General features: G+C 52.9%; 17 protein-coding genes. 9 read left to right on the forward strand and 8 right to left on the reverse strand.

What is annotated here, in order from left to right; genetic code table 11:
• Window positions 1-84: 84 nt before the first annotated feature.
• Window positions 85-1,239 (reverse strand): methionine adenosyltransferase, encoded by a 1,155-nt coding sequence (metK, locus tag GFB57_RS08560; protein ID WP_003027071.1) that lies wholly within the window; start codon window positions 1,237-1,239, stop codon window positions 85-87.
• A 418-nt stretch (window positions 1,240-1,657) separates the two neighbouring features.
• Between metK and GFB57_RS08565 the strand changes: the two genes are divergently transcribed.
• The 4 genes from GFB57_RS08565 to speB all read left to right on the forward strand — a co-directional run bounded on the left by GFB57_RS08565 (window position 1,658) and on the right by speB (window position 5,161).
• On the forward strand, window positions 1,658-1,795 hold the full coding sequence (locus GFB57_RS08565; RefSeq protein ID WP_269430403.1) for a hypothetical protein: 138 nt from the start codon (window positions 1,658-1,660) through the stop codon (window positions 1,793-1,795).
• Between the two features lie 91 nt (window positions 1,796-1,886).
• On the forward strand, window positions 1,887-2,018 hold the full coding sequence (gene yqgB / locus GFB57_RS08570) for an acid stress response protein YqgB (RefSeq protein WP_003027062.1): 132 nt from the start codon (window positions 1,887-1,889) through the stop codon (window positions 2,016-2,018).
• A gap of 8 nt (window positions 2,019-2,026) precedes the next feature.
• Window positions 2,027-4,003 (forward strand): biosynthetic arginine decarboxylase, encoded by a 1,977-nt coding sequence (gene speA, locus GFB57_RS08575; RefSeq protein WP_003027059.1) that lies wholly within the window; start codon window positions 2,027-2,029, stop codon window positions 4,001-4,003.
• A gap of 237 nt (window positions 4,004-4,240) precedes the next feature.
• On the forward strand, window positions 4,241-5,161 hold the full coding sequence (speB, locus tag GFB57_RS08580) for an agmatinase (protein WP_003027056.1): 921 nt from the start codon (window positions 4,241-4,243) through the stop codon (window positions 5,159-5,161).
• A gap of 196 nt (window positions 5,162-5,357) precedes the next feature.
• Here the strand turns inward: speB and GFB57_RS08585 are convergent, their stop codons facing one another.
• The gene (locus GFB57_RS08585; protein WP_003027053.1) at window positions 5,358-6,116 is read right to left on the reverse strand and encodes a M48 family metallopeptidase; all 759 of its coding nucleotides are present in this window, start codon (window positions 6,114-6,116) and stop codon (window positions 5,358-5,360) included.
• Between the two features lie 279 nt (window positions 6,117-6,395).
• On the opposite strand from GFB57_RS08585, the gene tkt reads away from it, so the two are divergent.
• A complete protein-coding gene (tkt, locus tag GFB57_RS08590; RefSeq protein ID WP_003027049.1) occupies window positions 6,396-8,387 on the forward strand; it encodes a transketolase in 1,992 nt (663 codons plus the stop codon).
• A gap of 60 nt (window positions 8,388-8,447) precedes the next feature.
• On the opposite strand, the gene GFB57_RS08595 is transcribed toward tkt, so the two are convergent.
• From GFB57_RS08595 to GFB57_RS08615, 5 genes are read right to left on the reverse strand one after another with little or no spacing between them, the layout of a single operon-like run.
• Entirely contained in the window at window positions 8,448-9,098 is a 651-nt protein-coding gene (locus GFB57_RS08595; RefSeq protein ID WP_003027047.1) for an ATP-binding cassette domain-containing protein, read from the reverse strand.
• Window positions 9,092-9,769, reverse strand: a complete 678-nt coding sequence (locus GFB57_RS08600) for an energy-coupling factor ABC transporter ATP-binding protein (RefSeq protein WP_003027044.1) — start codon at window positions 9,767-9,769, stop codon at window positions 9,092-9,094. The genes GFB57_RS08595 and GFB57_RS08600 overlap by 7 nt, the downstream gene beginning before the upstream one ends.
• Window positions 9,757-10,464 (reverse strand): energy-coupling factor transporter transmembrane component T, encoded by a 708-nt coding sequence (locus tag GFB57_RS08605; RefSeq protein ID WP_003027041.1) that lies wholly within the window; start codon window positions 10,462-10,464, stop codon window positions 9,757-9,759. The genes GFB57_RS08600 and GFB57_RS08605 overlap by 13 nt, the downstream gene beginning before the upstream one ends.
• Window positions 10,465-11,043 (reverse strand): ECF transporter S component, encoded by a 579-nt coding sequence (locus GFB57_RS08610; RefSeq protein ID WP_003027040.1) that lies wholly within the window; start codon window positions 11,041-11,043, stop codon window positions 10,465-10,467.
• A gap of 24 nt (window positions 11,044-11,067) precedes the next feature.
• Window positions 11,068-11,493, reverse strand: coding sequence for a PPC domain-containing DNA-binding protein (locus GFB57_RS08615; protein WP_003027037.1), 426 nt, complete (start codon window positions 11,491-11,493; stop codon window positions 11,068-11,070).
• Between the two features lie 374 nt (window positions 11,494-11,867).
• On the opposite strand from GFB57_RS08615, the gene epd reads away from it, so the two are divergent.
• The 3 genes from epd to fbaA all read left to right on the forward strand — a co-directional run bounded on the left by epd (window position 11,868) and on the right by fbaA (window position 15,267).
• Window positions 11,868-12,896, forward strand: a complete 1,029-nt coding sequence (gene epd, locus GFB57_RS08620; protein ID WP_003027035.1) for an erythrose-4-phosphate dehydrogenase — start codon at window positions 11,868-11,870, stop codon at window positions 12,894-12,896.
• A gap of 39 nt (window positions 12,897-12,935) precedes the next feature.
• Entirely contained in the window at window positions 12,936-14,099 is a 1,164-nt protein-coding gene (gene pgk / locus GFB57_RS08625) for a phosphoglycerate kinase (protein WP_003027032.1), read from the forward strand.
• Window positions 14,100-14,187: 88 nt separating this feature from the next.
• Complete coding sequence (gene fbaA, locus GFB57_RS08630; RefSeq protein ID WP_003027029.1) at window positions 14,188-15,267, forward strand: class II fructose-bisphosphate aldolase; 1,080 nt, start codon at window positions 14,188-14,190, stop codon at window positions 15,265-15,267.
• Window positions 15,268-15,323: 56 nt separating this feature from the next.
• Here fbaA and GFB57_RS08635 read toward each other — a convergent pair whose 3' ends face one another.
• On the reverse strand, window positions 15,324-16,229 hold the full coding sequence (locus tag GFB57_RS08635; protein ID WP_003027027.1) for a carbamate kinase: 906 nt from the start codon (window positions 16,227-16,229) through the stop codon (window positions 15,324-15,326).
• 338 nt (window positions 16,230-16,567) lie between these two features.
• Here GFB57_RS08635 and GFB57_RS08640 point away from each other — a divergent pair, with 338 nt between their 5' ends.
• Entirely contained in the window at window positions 16,568-17,791 is a 1,224-nt protein-coding gene (locus tag GFB57_RS08640; protein ID WP_003027024.1) for an MFS transporter, read from the forward strand.
• Window positions 17,792-17,798: the final 7 nt, after the last annotated feature.

Genomic DNA, 17,798 nt, shown 5'->3' on the forward strand with positions numbered 1-17,798 from the left:
TTTGGCTATGGGGTATGGAAGAGAAAAGGACATAAAAAAGACCAGCGCGAGGCTGGTCTTCATAAGCGTTGAGCCGTGAGGGAATTACTTCAGACCGGCAGCTTCACGCAGCAGAGCGGCTTTGTCGGTTTTTTCCCATGGGAAATGTTCGCGACCAAAGTGACCGTAAGCAGCGGTTTCTTTGTAAATCGGGTGCAGCAGATCCAGCATCTGAATCAGGCCATACGGGCGCAGGTCGAAGAACTCGCGCACCAGCAGGGTCAGTTGCTCAGAAGGCACTTTTTCAGTACCAAATGTTTCCACCATGATAGAGGTCGGTTCAGCCACGCCGATTGCGTAGGAAACCTGAATCTCACAACGGTCAGCCAGACCAGCGGCAACAATGTTTTTTGCGACGTAACGGGCTGCATAGGCTGCGGAACGGTCAACTTTAGACGGATCCTTACCAGAGAATGCACCGCCGCCGTGACGCGCCATGCCGCCGTAGGTATCAACGATGATTTTACGACCTGTCAGTCCACAGTCGCCCATTGGACCGCCGATTACGAAACGACCGGTTGGGTTGATGAAGAACTTGGTCGAAGCAGTCAGCCATTCTGTCGGCAGTACCGGCTTGATGATCTCTTCCATAACGGCTTCTTGCAGCGATTTCTGATCGATGTCTTCAGAGTGCTGAGTCGACAGAACAACCGCATCAATACCGACGATTTTGCCGTCGTCATACTGGAAGGTAACCTGGCTTTTTGCATCCGGACGCAGCCAGGATAAAGTGCCGTTTTTACGCACTTCAGCCTGACGCTGCACCAGACGGTGAGCATAGGTAATTGGAGCTGGCATCAGCACATCGGTTTCGTTGGTTGCATAACCAAACATCAGACCCTGGTCGCCTGCGCCCTGTTCCAGCGGATCGGCGCGGTCAACACCCTGGTTGATGTCCGGAGACTGTTTACCAATCGCGCTCAGTACCGCACAAGAGTTGGCGTCAAAGCCCATGTCGGAATGCACATAGCCAATTTCGCGAACCGTATTACGGGTGATCTCTTCGATATCAACCCATGCGCTGGTGGTGATCTCACCGCCAACTAAAACCATACCGGTTTTGACGTAGGTTTCGCAGGCAACGCGTGCTTTCGGATCCTGCTCGAGGATTGCGTCCAGTACGGCGTCAGAGATTTGGTCAGCGATTTTGTCAGGATGCCCTTCTGATACGGACTCGGACGTAAAAAGGTGTTTTGCCATATTTAATTTCACCTAAGGAGAATTTGGTTAGCTCAAACTGTCGAGTGGAATAGCCATGTGTAGAAGATTCTACCATGAGTCTGCAGATGACGGACACTGGCAGTCTGAGTGTTAATCGGTATAGATGGATTAACATCTGGACGGCTATTTTAGGACAGTTCTTCGCCTGATTTCCAGCTTTTTTTGATTGAGGTCGCATTGTACTGAAAATGTAACTGGAAATTTTTCCTGACGGTGCTGGCAATGCACGCATTTATCTTTTGCTTTTTGACTTCCTTATGGGTATAAAACGCGGCGCGCGGCTCATACAAAAGCACACGACGTTTTCATCGTGTTGCCACTTCCAGCCGGGTTAAGACTTTAGCTTTGGCTTGTGGGTTCGTTCCGTAAGGAGCAACCGTGGAGGTGATACGAGATAATGAACCGTTGTATTCTGCTGAATCTGTCGCACCGTTCTGGTGTACATATGTTCCCCGCAATCTGCATCTTGCATACCTGCCGATGTTATACCCATCTCGGCGCTTCTCAGGACTCCAGGGCCGGCTACGGTCACTAAGAACTGAACAAGGGCGCTCTTGGTAAACAAGAGTTTTCTCGTGGTTTCGCCGAACCGTCAGCATTAAGTTCGGTTACGTGTTTACATTGATATGAAAAAGAAACCGGTCGCACAGTCGGAGCGTCAGCACTATCTGCTGCAAATTCTGCCTGTATTTGGGTTGTTATCGCGTCTTCGGATTGCGATAGTAGTCAACTGTTTTACACTTGTTAATAAAATTTGAGGTTCGCTATGTCTGACGACATTTCTTTGGGTTCGCCTTCGTCAGCAGGCGAACACGGTGTACTACGCTCCATGCAGGAGGTTGCAATGAGTTCCCAGGAAGCCAGCAAGATGCTGCGTACTTACAATATTGCCTGGTGGGGTAATAACTACTACGACGTCAATGAACTGGGCCACATCAGCGTGTGCCCGGATCCGGACGTACCCGAAGCGCGCGTTGACCTTGCTGAGTTGGTGAAAGCCCGTGAAGCGCAGGGCCAGCGTCTGCCTGCATTGTTCTGCTTCCCGCAGATCCTGCAACATCGTTTGCGTTCGATTAACGCCGCGTTTAAACGAGCCCGTGAATCTTACGGTTACAACGGTGACTATTTCCTCGTTTACCCGATCAAGGTCAACCAGCATCGTCGCGTGATTGAATCGCTGATCCACTCCGGCGAACCGCTGGGGCTGGAAGCTGGTTCCAAAGCTGAATTGATGGCCGTTCTGGCCCATGCCGGAATGACCCGTAGCGTGATCGTGTGTAACGGTTATAAAGACCGCGAATATATCCGTCTGGCGCTGATTGGCGAGAAGATGGGCCATAAGGTCTACCTGGTCATCGAGAAGATGTCTGAAATCGCTATCGTGCTGGATGAAGCTGAACGCCTGAATGTCGTTCCGCGTCTGGGCGTGCGTGCGCGTCTGGCGTCGCAGGGCTCTGGCAAGTGGCAGTCCTCCGGCGGTGAAAAATCAAAATTCGGCCTGGCGGCAAACCAGGTGCTGCAACTGGTAGAAATTCTGCGCGAGCGTGGTCGTCTGGACAGCATCCAGTTGCTGCACTTCCATCTCGGCTCCCAAATGGCGAACATTCGTGATATCGCCACCGGCGTACGTGAGTCGGCGCGTTTCTACGTTGAGCTGCACAAGCTTGGCGTTAATATCCAGTGCTTCGACGTGGGCGGTGGTCTGGGCGTGGATTACGAAGGTACCCGTTCGCAGTCTGACTGTTCCGTAAACTACGGTTTGAACGAATACGCCAACAACATCATCTGGGCTATTGGCGACGCCTGTGAAGAACACGGTCTGCCGCATCCGACGGTAATCACCGAGTCTGGCCGCGCGGTAACCGCGCACCATACCGTGCTGGTATCTAACATTATCGGCGTTGAGCGTAGCGAACACACCGAAGCCACACCTCCGGCTGACGATGCGCCACGTGCCCTGCAAAGCATGTGGGAAACCTGGCAAGAGATGCATGAACCGGGAACCCGTCGTTCGCTGCGTGAATGGCTGCACGACAGCCAGATGGATCTGCACGATATTCACGTTGGGTACTCTTCAGGCACCTTTAGCCTGCAGGAGCGTGCGTGGGCAGAGCAGCTGTATCTGAACATGTGCCATGAAGTGCAGAAACAACTCGACCCGAGCAACCGTGCGCACCGTCCGATTATCGACGAGCTGCAGGAGCGTATGGCGGATAAGATTTACGTCAACTTCTCACTGTTCCAGTCGATGCCGGATGCGTGGGGGATCGATCAGCTGTTCCCGGTAATGCCGCTGGAAGGGTTGAATCAGGTGCCTGAACGCCGTGCGGTGCTGTTGGATATCACCTGCGACTCTGATGGTGCTATCGACCACTACGTTGACGGTGATGGCATTGCGACCACCATGCCGATGCCGGAATATGACCCTGAGAACCCGCCGATGCTGGGCTTCTTTATGGTGGGTGCGTACCAGGAGATCCTCGGCAACATGCACAACCTGTTTGGTGATACCGAAGCGGTTGACGTGTTCGTCTTCCCTGACGGCAGCGTAGAAGTTGAGCTGTCCGACGAAGGGGATACCGTGGCGGATATGCTGCAATACGTGCAGCTGGATCCGAACACCCTGCTGACGCAGTTCCGTGACCAGGTGAAAAACACCGATCTGGACGCTGAGCTGCAACAGCAGTTCCTCGAAGAGTTTGAAGCCGGTCTGTACGGTTATACTTATCTGGAAGATGAGTAACGATAAATGCCTGGTGGCGCTGCGCTTACCGTTCCTACGAAAGTAGGCCGGATAAGGCGAAGCCGCCATCCGGCAGTCGGAATCCGCGGGGGCAGCATTTGTGGCACTCACTTGAATCCGTACAAAATAACGGCGATAATTTGCCGTAAATATGCAGTTACCAAATCAATCCCTTCCTCGTCGGGCTTAACGACGCGGAGGGGATTTTTTTTCATCGATTTTTAAAGAGGTCAGTACATGAGCACCTTAGGTCATCAATACGACAACTCCCTGGTTTCTAACGCCTTTGGTTTTTTACGTCTGCCGATGAACTTCATGCCGTACGACAGCGACGCCGACTGGGTGATCACCGGTGTACCGTTTGATATGGCAACGTCTGGTCGTGCGGGCGGGCGTCATGGTCCGGCGGCAATCCGTCAGGTGTCCACCAACCTGGCCTGGGAGCACAACCGATTCCCGTGGAACTTCGATATGCGCGAGCGCCTGAACGTGGTGGACTGCGGCGATCTGGTTTATGCGTTCGGGGATGCGCGTGAAATGAGTGAAAAACTGCAGGCGCATGCTGAGAAGCTGCTGTCTGCCGGTAAGCGCATGCTCTCCTTTGGCGGCGACCACTTCGTCACGCTACCGCTGCTGCGCGCACACGCTAAACACTTTGGTAAAATGGCGCTGGTGCACTTTGATGCTCATACCGACACCTACGCGAACGGCTGCGAATTCGACCACGGTACCATGTTCTACACTGCGCCGAACGAAGGTCTGATCGATCCGAATCACTCTGTGCAGATCGGTATTCGTACCGAGTTTGACAAAGACAACGGCTTTACCGTACTGGATGCGTGCCAGGTTAACGACCGCAGCGTTGATGACATTATCGCTCAGGTTAAGCAGATTGTCGGTGATATGCCGGTATACCTGACTTTTGATATCGACTGTCTGGATCCGGCGTTTGCACCAGGAACCGGTACGCCAGTGATCGGCGGTCTGACTTCCGATCGTGCTATTAAACTGGTACGTGGTCTGAAAGATCTGAACATCGTCGGGATGGATGTTGTTGAAGTGGCTCCGGCCTACGATCAGTCAGAGATCACCGCACTGGCGGCGGCAACGTTAGCATTAGAAATGCTCTATATCCAGGCGGCGAAAAAAGGCGAGTAACGGTTTCGGGCTATTTTACTCGCCATTTTGAACCCGGGCAGTGCTCGCCATCCTCACGTACTACGTGTACGCTCCGGTGGCTGTGCGCTGTCCGGTCTCAAACTGGCTTCGCCAATAACGCCCGATCGCTGGACTAAATTTGTAATTCTGTAGGCCGGATAAGGCGTTCACGCCGCCATCCGGCACTGTTCGAAGATTATTTGATCCCGTCTGCGCTCATGCGATCGCGAATATGTTGCGCACGTTCTGCGGATGCCGGATGATCGTCAAACATTGAGCTTTGACGTCCTGCTTCCAGTTTTGCCAGTTTCTCAAAACTGGTGGCTAAGCCAGCCGGATTGATCCCACGTTTGCGCAACAGATCATACGAGTAATCATCCGCCTCGGATTCCTGACGCTGGGAGAACTGCGAGTTCACCAGTTTCTCGCCAAGATCGCCCAATTGCGATTGCGACAGGCTGCCGACAATACCGCCAGCGGAAGCCGCAGCTGCGCGCACGGCGTTCGTACCCAGCGCAACCTGCATCCCTTTTTTCACGTGACCCAGCGCAACGTGACCCATTTCGTGGCCGATCACCGCTTCGACTTCGTTGTCTGTCATCATATCCATCAGGCCGCTGTATACGCGGATACAGCCGTTCGCCATGGCAAAGGCATTTACATCTTTCGCCATATAGACTTTGTAGTTCACCGGCTGGCCGTTAATGTTATCGCCAAGCGCGGCGGCGATTTTGCCAAGACGCGTTGCATACTCGCTGCCAGCCGGGGCGATGGTAGCTTTGCTGTCCATATCCTTACAGGCCTGATCGCTCAGCGCTTTTACCTGCGCATCGCTCAGACTGTAGGCCTGAAAAGCCTCTGCGCCTGAGGAAAGCAGTCCGTTTGAGTCCATGTTCTGGCAGCCGGTCAATGCCGCCGCCATGCTCGTAGCAAGCAGTAAAGCGCGAATTTTCATTTTTTCTCTTCCGCACAAAGTCAGGATTATTCTAAAAAATGCGTCGTTTGCAGGTGAACCGACGCTCGGCATAAGTATAAAGAAAAGAACAATAAGCGGGCGAGAAGATTGCGCAACTTGCGCGCATGATCCAGAGATTTCTGAAGCGGTAAAAGGATGCTCCATGTACATGACACGCGGCTTGGGTTACATTGTTGGCACTTTTTTCCGGCGTAGCCCAAAACGCGCTGTCGTCAAGTCGTTTAGGGCGTGGCCTTCATTATCCGATCTGGAGTCAAAATGTCCTCACGTAAAGAGCTTGCCAATGCTATTCGTGCGCTGAGCATGGACGCAGTACAGAAAGCCAAATCCGGTCACCCGGGTGCCCCGATGGGTATGGCTGACATTGCCGAAGTCCTGTGGCGTGATTTCCTGAACCACAACCCGACTAACCCGTCCTGGGCTGACCGTGACCGCTTCGTGCTGTCTAACGGCCACGGTTCAATGCTGATTTACAGCCTGCTGCACCTCACCGGCTATGATCTGCCGATGTCCGAGCTGCAGAACTTCCGTCAGCTGCACTCCAAAACGCCGGGTCACCCGGAAGTGGGTTACACCGCGGGTGTTGAAACCACGACCGGTCCTTTGGGTCAGGGCATTGCGAATGCAGTGGGTATGGCTATCGCTGAAAAAACGCTGGCGGCGCAGTTTAACCGTCCTGGTCACGACATCGTTGACCACTTCACCTATGCTTTCATGGGCGACGGCTGCATGATGGAAGGTATCTCTCACGAGGTATGTTCCCTGGCTGGTACGCTGAAACTGGGTAAACTGGTTGCGTTCTACGATGACAACGGCATCTCTATCGATGGCCACGTTGAAGGCTGGTTCACCGATGACACCGCGAAGCGTTTCGAAGCTTACGGCTGGCACGTGATTCGTGGTGTAGATGGTCACGATGCTGACGCGATTAAACGCGCTGTTGAAGAAGCACGCGCAGTGACCGACAAACCGTCCCTGCTGATGTGCAAAACCATCATCGGTTTCGGTTCTCCGAACAAAGCCGGTACCCACGACTCTCACGGTGCACCGCTGGGCGATGCAGAAATCGCACTGACCCGCGAACAGCTGGGCTGGAAATACGCGCCGTTCGAAATCCCGTCTGAAATCTACGCGCAGTGGGATGCGAAAGAAGCCGGCCAGGCAAAAGAAGCCGCATGGAACGAGAAGTTCGCTGCTTATGCCAAAGCTTTCCCGCAGGAAGCTGCTGAATTCACCCGTCGTATGAAAGGTGAAATGCCGTCTGACTTCGACGCGAAAGCCAACGAGTTCATTGCTAAGCTGCAGGCTAATCCGGCGAAAATCGCCAGCCGTAAAGCTTCTCAGAACGCGATTGAAGCCTTCGGTCCTCTGCTGCCTGAATTCCTCGGCGGCTCTGCTGACCTGGCACCGTCTAACCTGACTCTGTGGTCTGGTTCTAAGGCCATCAACGAAGATACTGCCGGTAACTACATCCATTACGGTGTACGTGAATTCGGTATGACCGCTATCGCAAACGGTATTTCCCTGCATGGTGGTTTCCTGCCGTACACCTCCACCTTCCTGATGTTCGTGGAATATGCCCGTAACGCGGTGCGTATGGCTGCGCTGATGAAACAGCGTCAGGTGATGGTCTATACTCACGACTCCATCGGTCTGGGTGAAGATGGCCCGACTCACCAGCCGGTAGAGCAGGTTGCTTCTCTGCGTGTGACCCCGAACATGAGCACATGGCGTCCGTGTGACCAGGTTGAATCCGCAGTAGCATGGAAATACGGTGTTGAGCGTCAGGACGGCCCGACCGCGCTGATCCTCTCCCGTCAGAACCTGGCACAGCAGGAACGTACTGCAGAGCAACTGGCGAACATCGCTCGCGGTGGCTACGTGCTGAAAGATTGCGCGGGTCAGCCGGAGTTGATCTTCATCGCCACCGGTTCTGAAGTTGAACTTGCCGTGGCTGCCTGGGACAAACTGACCGCTGAAGGCGTGAAAGCGCGCGTGGTTTCCATGCCGTCTACCGATGCATTCGACAAGCAGGATGCGGCTTACCGTGAATCCGTACTGCCGAAAGCCGTCTCTGCTCGCGTCGCTATCGAAGCTGGCATTGCTGACTACTGGTTCAAATACGTGGGCCTGAACGGCGCTATTGTCGGTATGACTACCTTTGGTGAGTCTGCACCGGCAGAACTGCTGTTTGAAGAATTCGGCTTCACCGTAGACAACGTGGTCGCGAAAGCAAAAGAACTGCTGTAATTTCGATTACAGGTGAAAACGGGTCGCTCAGGCGGCCCGTTTTTTTGCTTATCAGGGTAGTTACGTGCGTAGCTGACCTGCTTCAAGACGTACTATGCGCGAAAAATGGCGCTGCGTAAATGCAGCGTCATGACTGATCGCTACAACGCTGGCGCCACGTGTACGACACACTGCCAGCCAGTTTTCGAAGACGCCAAGCCAGTGTGCATCAAAGTCCCGGCTGGGCTCATCCAGCAGTAGAATAGCGGGTTTGAGGGCTTCCAGACTGGCGACGGCAACCATACGTCGTTGTGCAGTATGTAGATCGAGCGGGTGCGAGTCGGCGACATCCTCTAACTGACATAATTGCAGCGCCGCCGTCGTGCGTTGCGCAATTTCAGTCGCCGGAAGCTTCTGTAGCCGTAATCCGAAGGCCACTTCCTCTGCAACCTTGCTGTGAAAGATTTGATTCTCCGCTTCCTGAAACAGTACGCCGAGCACCCTGGCGCGCTCCCGGTTTTTCAGTTGCGCAATCGCACGATTTTGAACGGTTATTGTGCCGGATGAGGGAGTCAGTAGCCCGGCCATGATGCGCAAAAGTGTGGATTTTCCTGCACCATTATCGCCCGTTAGCGCCAGCCATTCCCCCTCCTGGAGTTCCAGCGAAATATTGCGTAAACAGTCATCGGCGGCGTTCGGCCAGCGATAGCTGACCTGGTTTAGCGTTAGCATAGTGATGACAATGCTCCGTCGCGCAGCTGCCATGCCTGCTGGCAGTAGCTGAGAAAAGGTGAAGGGTTGCGTTCGAAAAATATCACCAAAGCATGCTGTTCCTGTGCCCACTGTTGCAGTCGCGCCAGCAGCATTGCCGTGGCTTGCGCCGTCAGGCGACTGAACGCTTCATCCAGAATCAATATTTTCGGCTGCATGGCGAGTGCGCTGGCAATGACTACCCGCTGGGTTTCCCCACCGGAAAGGGTGCCGGGATGACGATGGCGCAGAGGCTGACATTCTGTCAGCGTAAGGGCGGCATCTATGCGCTGCATAATTTCAGTCTCGGTAAGGCAGAGATTTTCCGGGCCAAACGCCACTTCTTCCTCCACGCTGAAAGTACAACCTGAAAGCTGCAGGTAAGGTGACTGCTGCACAAGCTGGATGGTACTCGACTGCTCGACCAGCGATAGTTGCCCGATGGGATTACCCAGTAGCGTGCCTGTGCCCTCAATTTCTCCCGGAAGGAAGTCGGGGTACCAGCCAGCCATCAGCTGTGCCAGCGTACTTTTCCCGCTGCCGTTCTCACCAAAAATAGCCACCATACCAGGCCTGGCGTAATGGAAATCGTAACAGGCGGATGGCCGCATAGCGTGCGTCGGAATATAGCGAAACTGCTCTAACGTAACCATATCCAGATTCCTGTCTCAACTGCCATCAGAACCACCATACCGTAGCGGGCCAGACGTTGTAAGGTGCTGTCTGGCGGCGCCCATAGCGTGGTGCGAGTGCGATGCAGGCGAAATCCCCGCATATCGAGCGCTGCACCGCGAACGGCCAAGTCATTGAGCGCGTTATGGGTGAGCGGCACAATCAATGCCGGCATAGCGCGTAAACGTTGGTACCAGGACTCATCCAGCGGTACGCCGCGTGCGCGCTGAGCCTCGTGAATAATCGCCAATTGGCGTTTGAGTTGTTCAACCACCAGCAGCGGGCCTGCGAACAGATAGGCAACGCCTGGCGGCAGGCGAGAAGCAAACAGGGCGCGCATAAAGCGCGCAACCGGCACGTACTGCATCCACATCTGCGATGTCGACACAATGGCGAGGATCCGCAGCCAGAGCGTAACGGCATCGACCCAGCGTTCTGGTGTGCGCGGCTGCCCGCTAATCCACTCGGTAAGCCATCCGCCGTGTACCAGCCATAGCCCCAGTCCTAAGGGGATCATCAGCCAGAGTACGTATTTCGCCCGCGACCGCGTAGCCTTCATACATAGCAAACCGACAAACGTCGCGGCGCTGTACAAGCTGAGCGGCACTCCGGCTGGCAGCAGGAGCGTGGAGCAGGCGGCAAGCACCCATAGAGTTAACGACGTAAACGGATGCATTTAGCGCACGGCAGACATCGTAGGGAAATGGCGCGTGGTGCGCAGCGGAAGCTGTCGCAGCAGCACCCAGACGATGATTGCCGTGAGGATTTTATCGACCAGATTTGCACCGATGACGGTGATGGCGACGGACTCCACCAGGTTCTGACCGACCGAGTGCATCCAGGCGACAAAAAGATCCGCGCCGCTGCCAGTGACACCCCCGAACAGAGTCGTGCGAATCGGCACGGCAACGAGGGTCACGGCAAGCGTGATAATTACGCCGCTGACCACGACTTTGGGTAAGGTGCGAAACCATCCCGCCCGTGCCAGCCAACCGGCGACCAGTCCAATAACCATGGCGACGGGCGCAAAGGCGGCGGCGATCGGATCGGTCAGCAACCCCCACAACAGGTTAGTGAGTAATCCGGTTAGCATCCCCACAACCGGACCTAACAGCACCGCGCTGATCAACGTGCCAATCGAGTCGAGAAAAATAGGTAATTTCAACATGCTGATAAGCTGCCCACCGACCATGTTGATGGCGATAGCAATGACAATAAGAACCAGAGACTGGCTGGAAAATTGGCGACGCGCCATAAAAGACCTCGTATAAGTGAATCGTTAGCGGGATGAAATAACCAGTTCGTCATAACCGGAAACGGCGCAGGGCTGACGGCTGAATGCCAGAGACGTCAACTCGCCAATCACCAGTTCCAGCGTGGTTCGCACGGTACAGCCCGGCATCATGTGTCCGCCCAGCATCGCGCCGTGTGGGTCAGCAACCGCCAGATGAAGATGCTCGCCGGTAAGTTCCAGCGTGCCGTTCAGAGAGATAATTTCCCACGTACCCGTAAGTAATGTGGTTTCTTCACGTCCGGCGAAGCGCAGAGCAATGTTGGTCAAACTGCCGGTGCAACCTGCTATCCAGGCTGCCTGTAGTTGATGCTGCTGGATAAAAGCGTGTAGCGCTGAAAAGACTTCTTGGCCCGGTAATAAACGCAGCGCATGAAAGCGAGCTTCAGATGGTTGGGGATAGAATGTTGCCATAGTTGAGGGACTCCGAGACTCGGACGTTGCGCTGATAATATAGACGCGGGTTAGGGAGCTTTCTGATATAAATCAGGATTTGTGACATGGCAACGAAATAATCTTGCTACGGTTATTCGTAATTCTGGAATATGGAATAAAAGTCGCGTTGAAGGACGTTAAAATGTGACGTAAGTCAGATAACTGTGTTCTGTTGCTGGACAAACATTCCTTTTATTCCGCGTTTCGCTTATTCTAGCTGAAGCGTTTCAGTCGATTAAATGTTCGACAATTAACCAATTAGTCGCAGTTTGCGACAGGTAAGGTTTCCCTGAGCGATTTGCTGCATTACTCTGTCTGCCACATCGTTTCTGAGAAATCCTTGCAGGAGACCTATGACCGTACGCGTAGCGATTAATGGTTTCGGTCGCATCGGACGCAACGTGGTTCGTGCTTTGTATGAATCCGGGCGTCGGGCGGAAATCACCGTGGTGGCAATCAACGAACTGGCGGATGCTGCAGGCATGGCGCATTTGTTGAAATATGACACCAGCCATGGGCGTTTTGCCTGGGATGTTCGTCAGGAACGAGACCAGCTCATCGTTGGCGATGACGCGATCCGCATTCTGCATGAGCGAACGCTCGATGCGCTTCCGTGGCGCGAACTGGGTGTCGACGTTGTGCTGGATTGTACGGGGGTCTTTGGCAGCCGCGAACACGGCGAGGCGCATATTGCCGCCGGCGCAAAGAAAGTGCTCTTTTCACATCCTGGTAGTCACGACATCGACGCAACCGTTGTGTTTGGCGTTAATCAGGATCAGCTGCGCGCTGAGCACCGGATCGTTTCCAATGCCTCCTGCACCACGAATTGCATAATACCCGTCATTAAATTGCTGGATGATGCTTACGGCATTGAGTCTGGTACAGTCACCACGATCCACTCCGCGATGCACGATCAGCAGGTTATTGATGCTTATCATCCTGACCTGCGTCGCACGCGAGCGGCCAGCCAGTCGATCATTCCGGTTGATACCAAACTGGCGGCGGGCATCACGCGAATTTTCCCGCAGTTTAACGATCGTTTTGAAGCGATTGCGGTGCGTGTACCGACCATAAATGTGACGGCGATCGACTTAAGCGTGACGGTGAAAAAACCAGTAAAAGCCAGTGAAGTCAACCAGTTGCTGCAAAAAGCAGCACAAGGTGCATTTCATGGTATAGTTGACTATACGGAATTACCGTTGGTCTCAGTAGATTTTAACCACGACCCGCACAGCGCCATCGTTGATGGTACGCAAACGCGCGTGAGTGGCGCTCACCTGATCAAAACGCTGGTCTGGTGTGATAATGAATGGGGCTTTGCTAACCGTATGCTCGATACAACGTTAGCGATGGCTGCTATTGGTTTCAGGCTCGACGCTTGAGCGTCGACAAAACTTTATGAATCAACGAGAGGATTCACCATGTCTGTAATTAAGATGACCGATCTGGATCTGGCTGGTAAACGCGTTTTTATCCGTGCGGACCTGAACGTACCAGTTAAAGAAGGGAAAGTAACCAGCGATGCGCGTATCCGTGCTTCCCTGCCGACCATCGAGCTGGCCCTGAAACAGGGTGCTAAAGTGATGGTAACTTCCCACCTGGGTCGTCCTACCGAAGGCGAGTACAACGAAGAATTCTCTCTGCTGCCGGTTGTTAACTACCTGAAAGACAAACTGTCTGCTCCGGTTCGCCTGGTAAAAGATTACCTGGACGGCGTTGAAGTCGCTGCCGGTGAACTGGTTGTTCTGGAAAACGTTCGCTTCAACAAAGGCGAGAAGAAAGACGACGAAGCGCTGTCCAAAAAATATGCTGCTCTGTGCGACGTATTCGTTATGGACGCTTTCGGTACTGCTCACCGTGCGCAGGCGTCTACTCACGGTATCGGTAAATTCGCCGATGTCGCTTGTGCAGGTCCGCTGCTCGCTGCCGAGCTGGATGCACTGGGTAAAGCACTGAAAGAACCTGCTCGTCCGATGGTTGCTATCGTTGGTGGTTCTAAAGTTTCTACCAAACTGACCGTTCTTGATTCTCTGTCAAAAATCGCTGACCAGCTGATTGTTGGCGGTGGTATCGCGAACACCTTCGTTGCTGCTCAAGGTCACAACGTGGGTAAATCCCTGTACGAAGCTGACCTGGTTGACGAAGCTAAGCGTCTGCTGACCACTTGCGACATCCCGGTTCCGACCGACGTTCGCGTAGCGACTGAATTCTCTGAAACCGCACCGGCTACCCTGAAATCCGTTAGCGATGTAAAAGAAGACGAGCAGATCCTGGATATCGGCGACGCTTCTGCACAGCAGCTGGCTGACATCCTGAAGAATGCGAAAACCATTCTGTGGAACGGCCCGGTTGGCGTGTTCGAATTCCCGAACTTCCGCAAAGGTACTGAAATCGTTGCTAATGCCATCGCAGACAGCGAAGCATTCTCTATCGCAGGCGGCGGTGACACCCTGGCAGCAATCGACCTGTTCGGCATTGCTGACAAAATCTCCTACATCTCTACTGGCGGCGGCGCGTTCCTCGAATTCGTGGAAGGCAAAGTACTGCCAGCAGTAGCCATGCTCGAAGAGCGTGCTAAAAAGTAAGAATTTAATGGGCAGGGAAACCTGCCCTTATTTTAGCGCGCTTTAGGGCGCGCGCCCTTTCCAAGGCCGAAGATACAGGACTCGTAAAATGTCTAAAATTTTTGATTTCGTAAAACCAGGCGTAATCACTGGTGATGACGTACAGAAAGTTTTCCAGGTAGCTAAAGAAAACAACTTTGCTCTGCCAGCTGTTAACTGCGTGGGTACCGACTCCATCAACGCCGTTTTGGAAACTGCTGCAAAAGTTAAAGCGCCGGTAATCGTACAATTCTCCAACGGTGGTGCTTCTTTCATCGCGGGTAAAGGCGTGAAGTCCGACGTTCCTCAGGGCGCTGCAATCCTGGGTGCTATCTCTGGCGCGCATCACGTTCACCAGATGGCTGAACACTACGGTGTTCCGGTTATCCTGCACACTGACCACTGCGCGAAGAAACTGCTGCCGTGGATCGACGGTCTGCTGGACGCGGGTGAAAAACACTTCGCAGCAACCGGCAAACCGCTGTTCTCTTCTCACATGATCGACCTGTCTGAAGAGTCTCTGGAAGAGAACATCGAAATCTGCTCCAAATACCTGGCGCGCATGTCCAAAATGGGCATGACTCTGGAAATCGAACTGGGTTGCACCGGTGGCGAAGAAGATGGCGTGGACAACAGCCACATGGACGCTTCTGCACTGTACACCCAGCCGGAAGACGTTGATTACGCATATACCGAGCTGAGCAAAATCAGCCCGCGTTTCACCATCGCAGCTTCCTTCGGTAACGTACACGGCGTTTACAAGCCGGGTAACGTCGTTCTGACCCCGACCATCCTGCGCGACTCTCAGGACTATGTTTCTAAGAAACATAACCTGCCGCATAACAGCCTGAACTTCGTCTTCCACGGCGGTTCCGGTTCTACTGCTCAGGAAATCAAAGACTCCGTAAGCTACGGCGTAGTGAAAATGAACATCGATACCGATACCCAATGGGCTACCTGGGAAGGCGTTCTGAACTACTACAAAGCAAACGAAGCTTACCTGCAGGGCCAGTTGGGTAACCCGAAAGGCGAAGATCAGCCGAACAAGAAATACTACGATCCGCGCGTATGGCTGCGTGCTGGTCAGGCAACCATGATCACCCGTCTGGAACAGGCTTTCAAAGAACTGAACGCGGTTGACGTTCTGTAATTCAGTCTGCTAATGACAAACAAGGCTTCCTCCGGGAAGCCTTTTTTCATCTCGGTTTACTTTGTCACGCAGGTGCCTTTTTCTCCGGCCAGAATTTGCGGGGCATCTTTCAGGGCGCCGATAAATGCCGCGTTCCCTGTCTGTTTGACAAATTGCATCACCGCCGCCGCTTTAGGCCCCATCGCACCATCAGGCGCGGCAAATGGCGTAAGTTCCTCTACGGTGGCATGTCGTAGCGCACGCGCCTGCGGTGTTCCCCAGTTTTCATAAACGGCATCGGCGTCCGTCAGAATCAGCAGATGGTCAGCGTTGATGGATTGTGCCAATACGGCAGCGGTCAAATCCTTATCAATGACCGCTTCGGTTCCCTGGTAACCATCACCCTGTGCAATAACCGGAATACCGCCACCGCCACAGCAAATAACCGTATGTCCCGCATCCATCAGCGTACGGATGGCGTCGCTATCGATAATTTTCAGCGGAGTCGGTGAGGGAACCACGCGGCGAATATATTGCCCATCGGTTTTCATCTGCCAGCCATAGCATGCTTCCAGCTCTGCCTGTTGATCCGGTTGATACACGGGGCCAATATACTTACCGGGAACTGAGAAGGCTTCGTCCTGCGGATCCACCTCAACCCGGGTCATCAGCATTGTGACGGGAGAGTTGCCCGCGGATGACGCCAGTTCCTGAGTAATAGCGAAACCGATCATTCCCTGGCTTTCCGCGACCAGAATATCCAGCGGCCAGGCTGGGGATTCTTTGTATGCTGCATTCTGTAGCGCCAGCAGGCCAACCTGAGGGCCGTTGCCATGAACAATGACCAACTGATAGTCACGGGCTAATTCGGCTGCCATCTCAGCAAATACCTGAATGCTCCGCCGCTGGTTTTCTGCGCTCAAAGTTTCTCCGCGCTGTAATAACGCATTACCGCCAAGAGCAATGACAATTCTCTTTTTCATTGATGACCTCATTATGCAAATTATCTCGCGGTCAAAATAACGTTTTATTACCTTTATTATGTGATGGGAGCGACAAGTAAAATATCTACAAAAATAACTCGATAATTAATGATGTTCTCAGTCTCTTTATTTAAATTGCTTTGAAAATGATTATTAGATTTTTTTTAATAATGCTGTGGTCAGTTCCCAGGAATTTATAACAATGGGTTTTGTGTGACTTTGTTCAAATGAAATACATTTTTACCCCGATAAGGTAGGCGCAGTTAAAACATCAAACCTCACGTATCGTGTCAGGTAACATGGGGTATTCAGCGGTAATTATTACCGGGAGATTGCTTATGTCTGGTTCATATGAAGTGGCTGAGGCCACAAAGAAAAAGGGAATACCGGCCTGGTGGGTCACCGTTTTCCTGTTCTGGCTCGGATGGATTTTTATGTACGCCGACCGTACGGTGCTCAATCCGGTGATGGGCGAATTAGAAAAGGAATTTGGTTTAAGCGGCACACAGTTAGGTATTCTTAATTCCGTGTTCTATTTTTCTTATGCTTTGCTTCAGGTTCCAGCCGGAATTCTGGGCGACAAAATTGGTAAGAAAAAAGTACTGGTTCCAGGATTTATTCTATTTGGTGTTTTCACCGCGGTTACTGGTTGGGCGAAAAGCTGGTATACGTTGCTATTTGCCCGTGTGGTAACGGGGGCTGGTGAAGGAACCTACTACGGTCCGCAATACGGTCTCTCTTCCGAGCAGATCCCGAAGAAATATCGTTCTCTTGGCAGTGCGATCATCAACAGTGGTATGGCCTTTGGTATTGCGTTGGGTTTGATGACCTCAAGCTGGCTGGTATACGATCAAGGTCATTCGTGGCGCATGCCATTTTATGCGATGGCAGTTCCCTCGGTGTTGGTTGGGGTGGCGATCTGGTTATTCGTAAAAGAGAAGAAACGTACCGCAGATGTTGATGGCGCGCCGGTGAAAAAAGGTAAGTTCAGTGACCTGCTTAAAAATCGTAACTTAATTATTACTTATATAATGGTGTTCTGTAGCCTGTTCGGTTTCTTCGTGATCCTGACCTGGCTTCCCTATTATTTGCAAAATGAACGTGGTATTGCCGGTAGCGAAACCGGGTTTATTTCTTCGCTGGTGGCCTGGATTTCAATTCCCGGAGCGCTGTTATTCTCCAGCCTTTCTGACAAATTAGGCAAGCGAAAACCATTAATTATGTTTCTGGTGCCGGTAGCGATTATCAGCATGCTGTCAATTATTTGGATGCCGAATATGACAGGGGTAATCATTGCACTGTGTGTCTATGGTCTGGTGGGTAAACTGGCACTGGATCCGGTACTGGTCGCTCTGGTTGCCGACAGTGTGGATGAAAATAATTACAGTACTGCATTTGGTTTATTTAACTTCATCGGCATGAGCTCATCTATTTTGGCCCCCATTATTGCCGGCGCGGCACGTGATATGACCGGAAGCCTGGCTTCCAGTTTCTATGTTTCAGCCGTTCTGCTGGCTATCGGTTTAGTTGCAATGCTGTTTTTAAAAGAAAAACGCACATAAAGAGGTA

Origin of the sequence: Citrobacter sp. S39, from assembly GCF_009495675.1 — a bacterium.
Classification (GTDB): domain Bacteria; phylum Pseudomonadota; class Gammaproteobacteria; order Enterobacterales; family Enterobacteriaceae; genus Citrobacter; species Citrobacter freundii.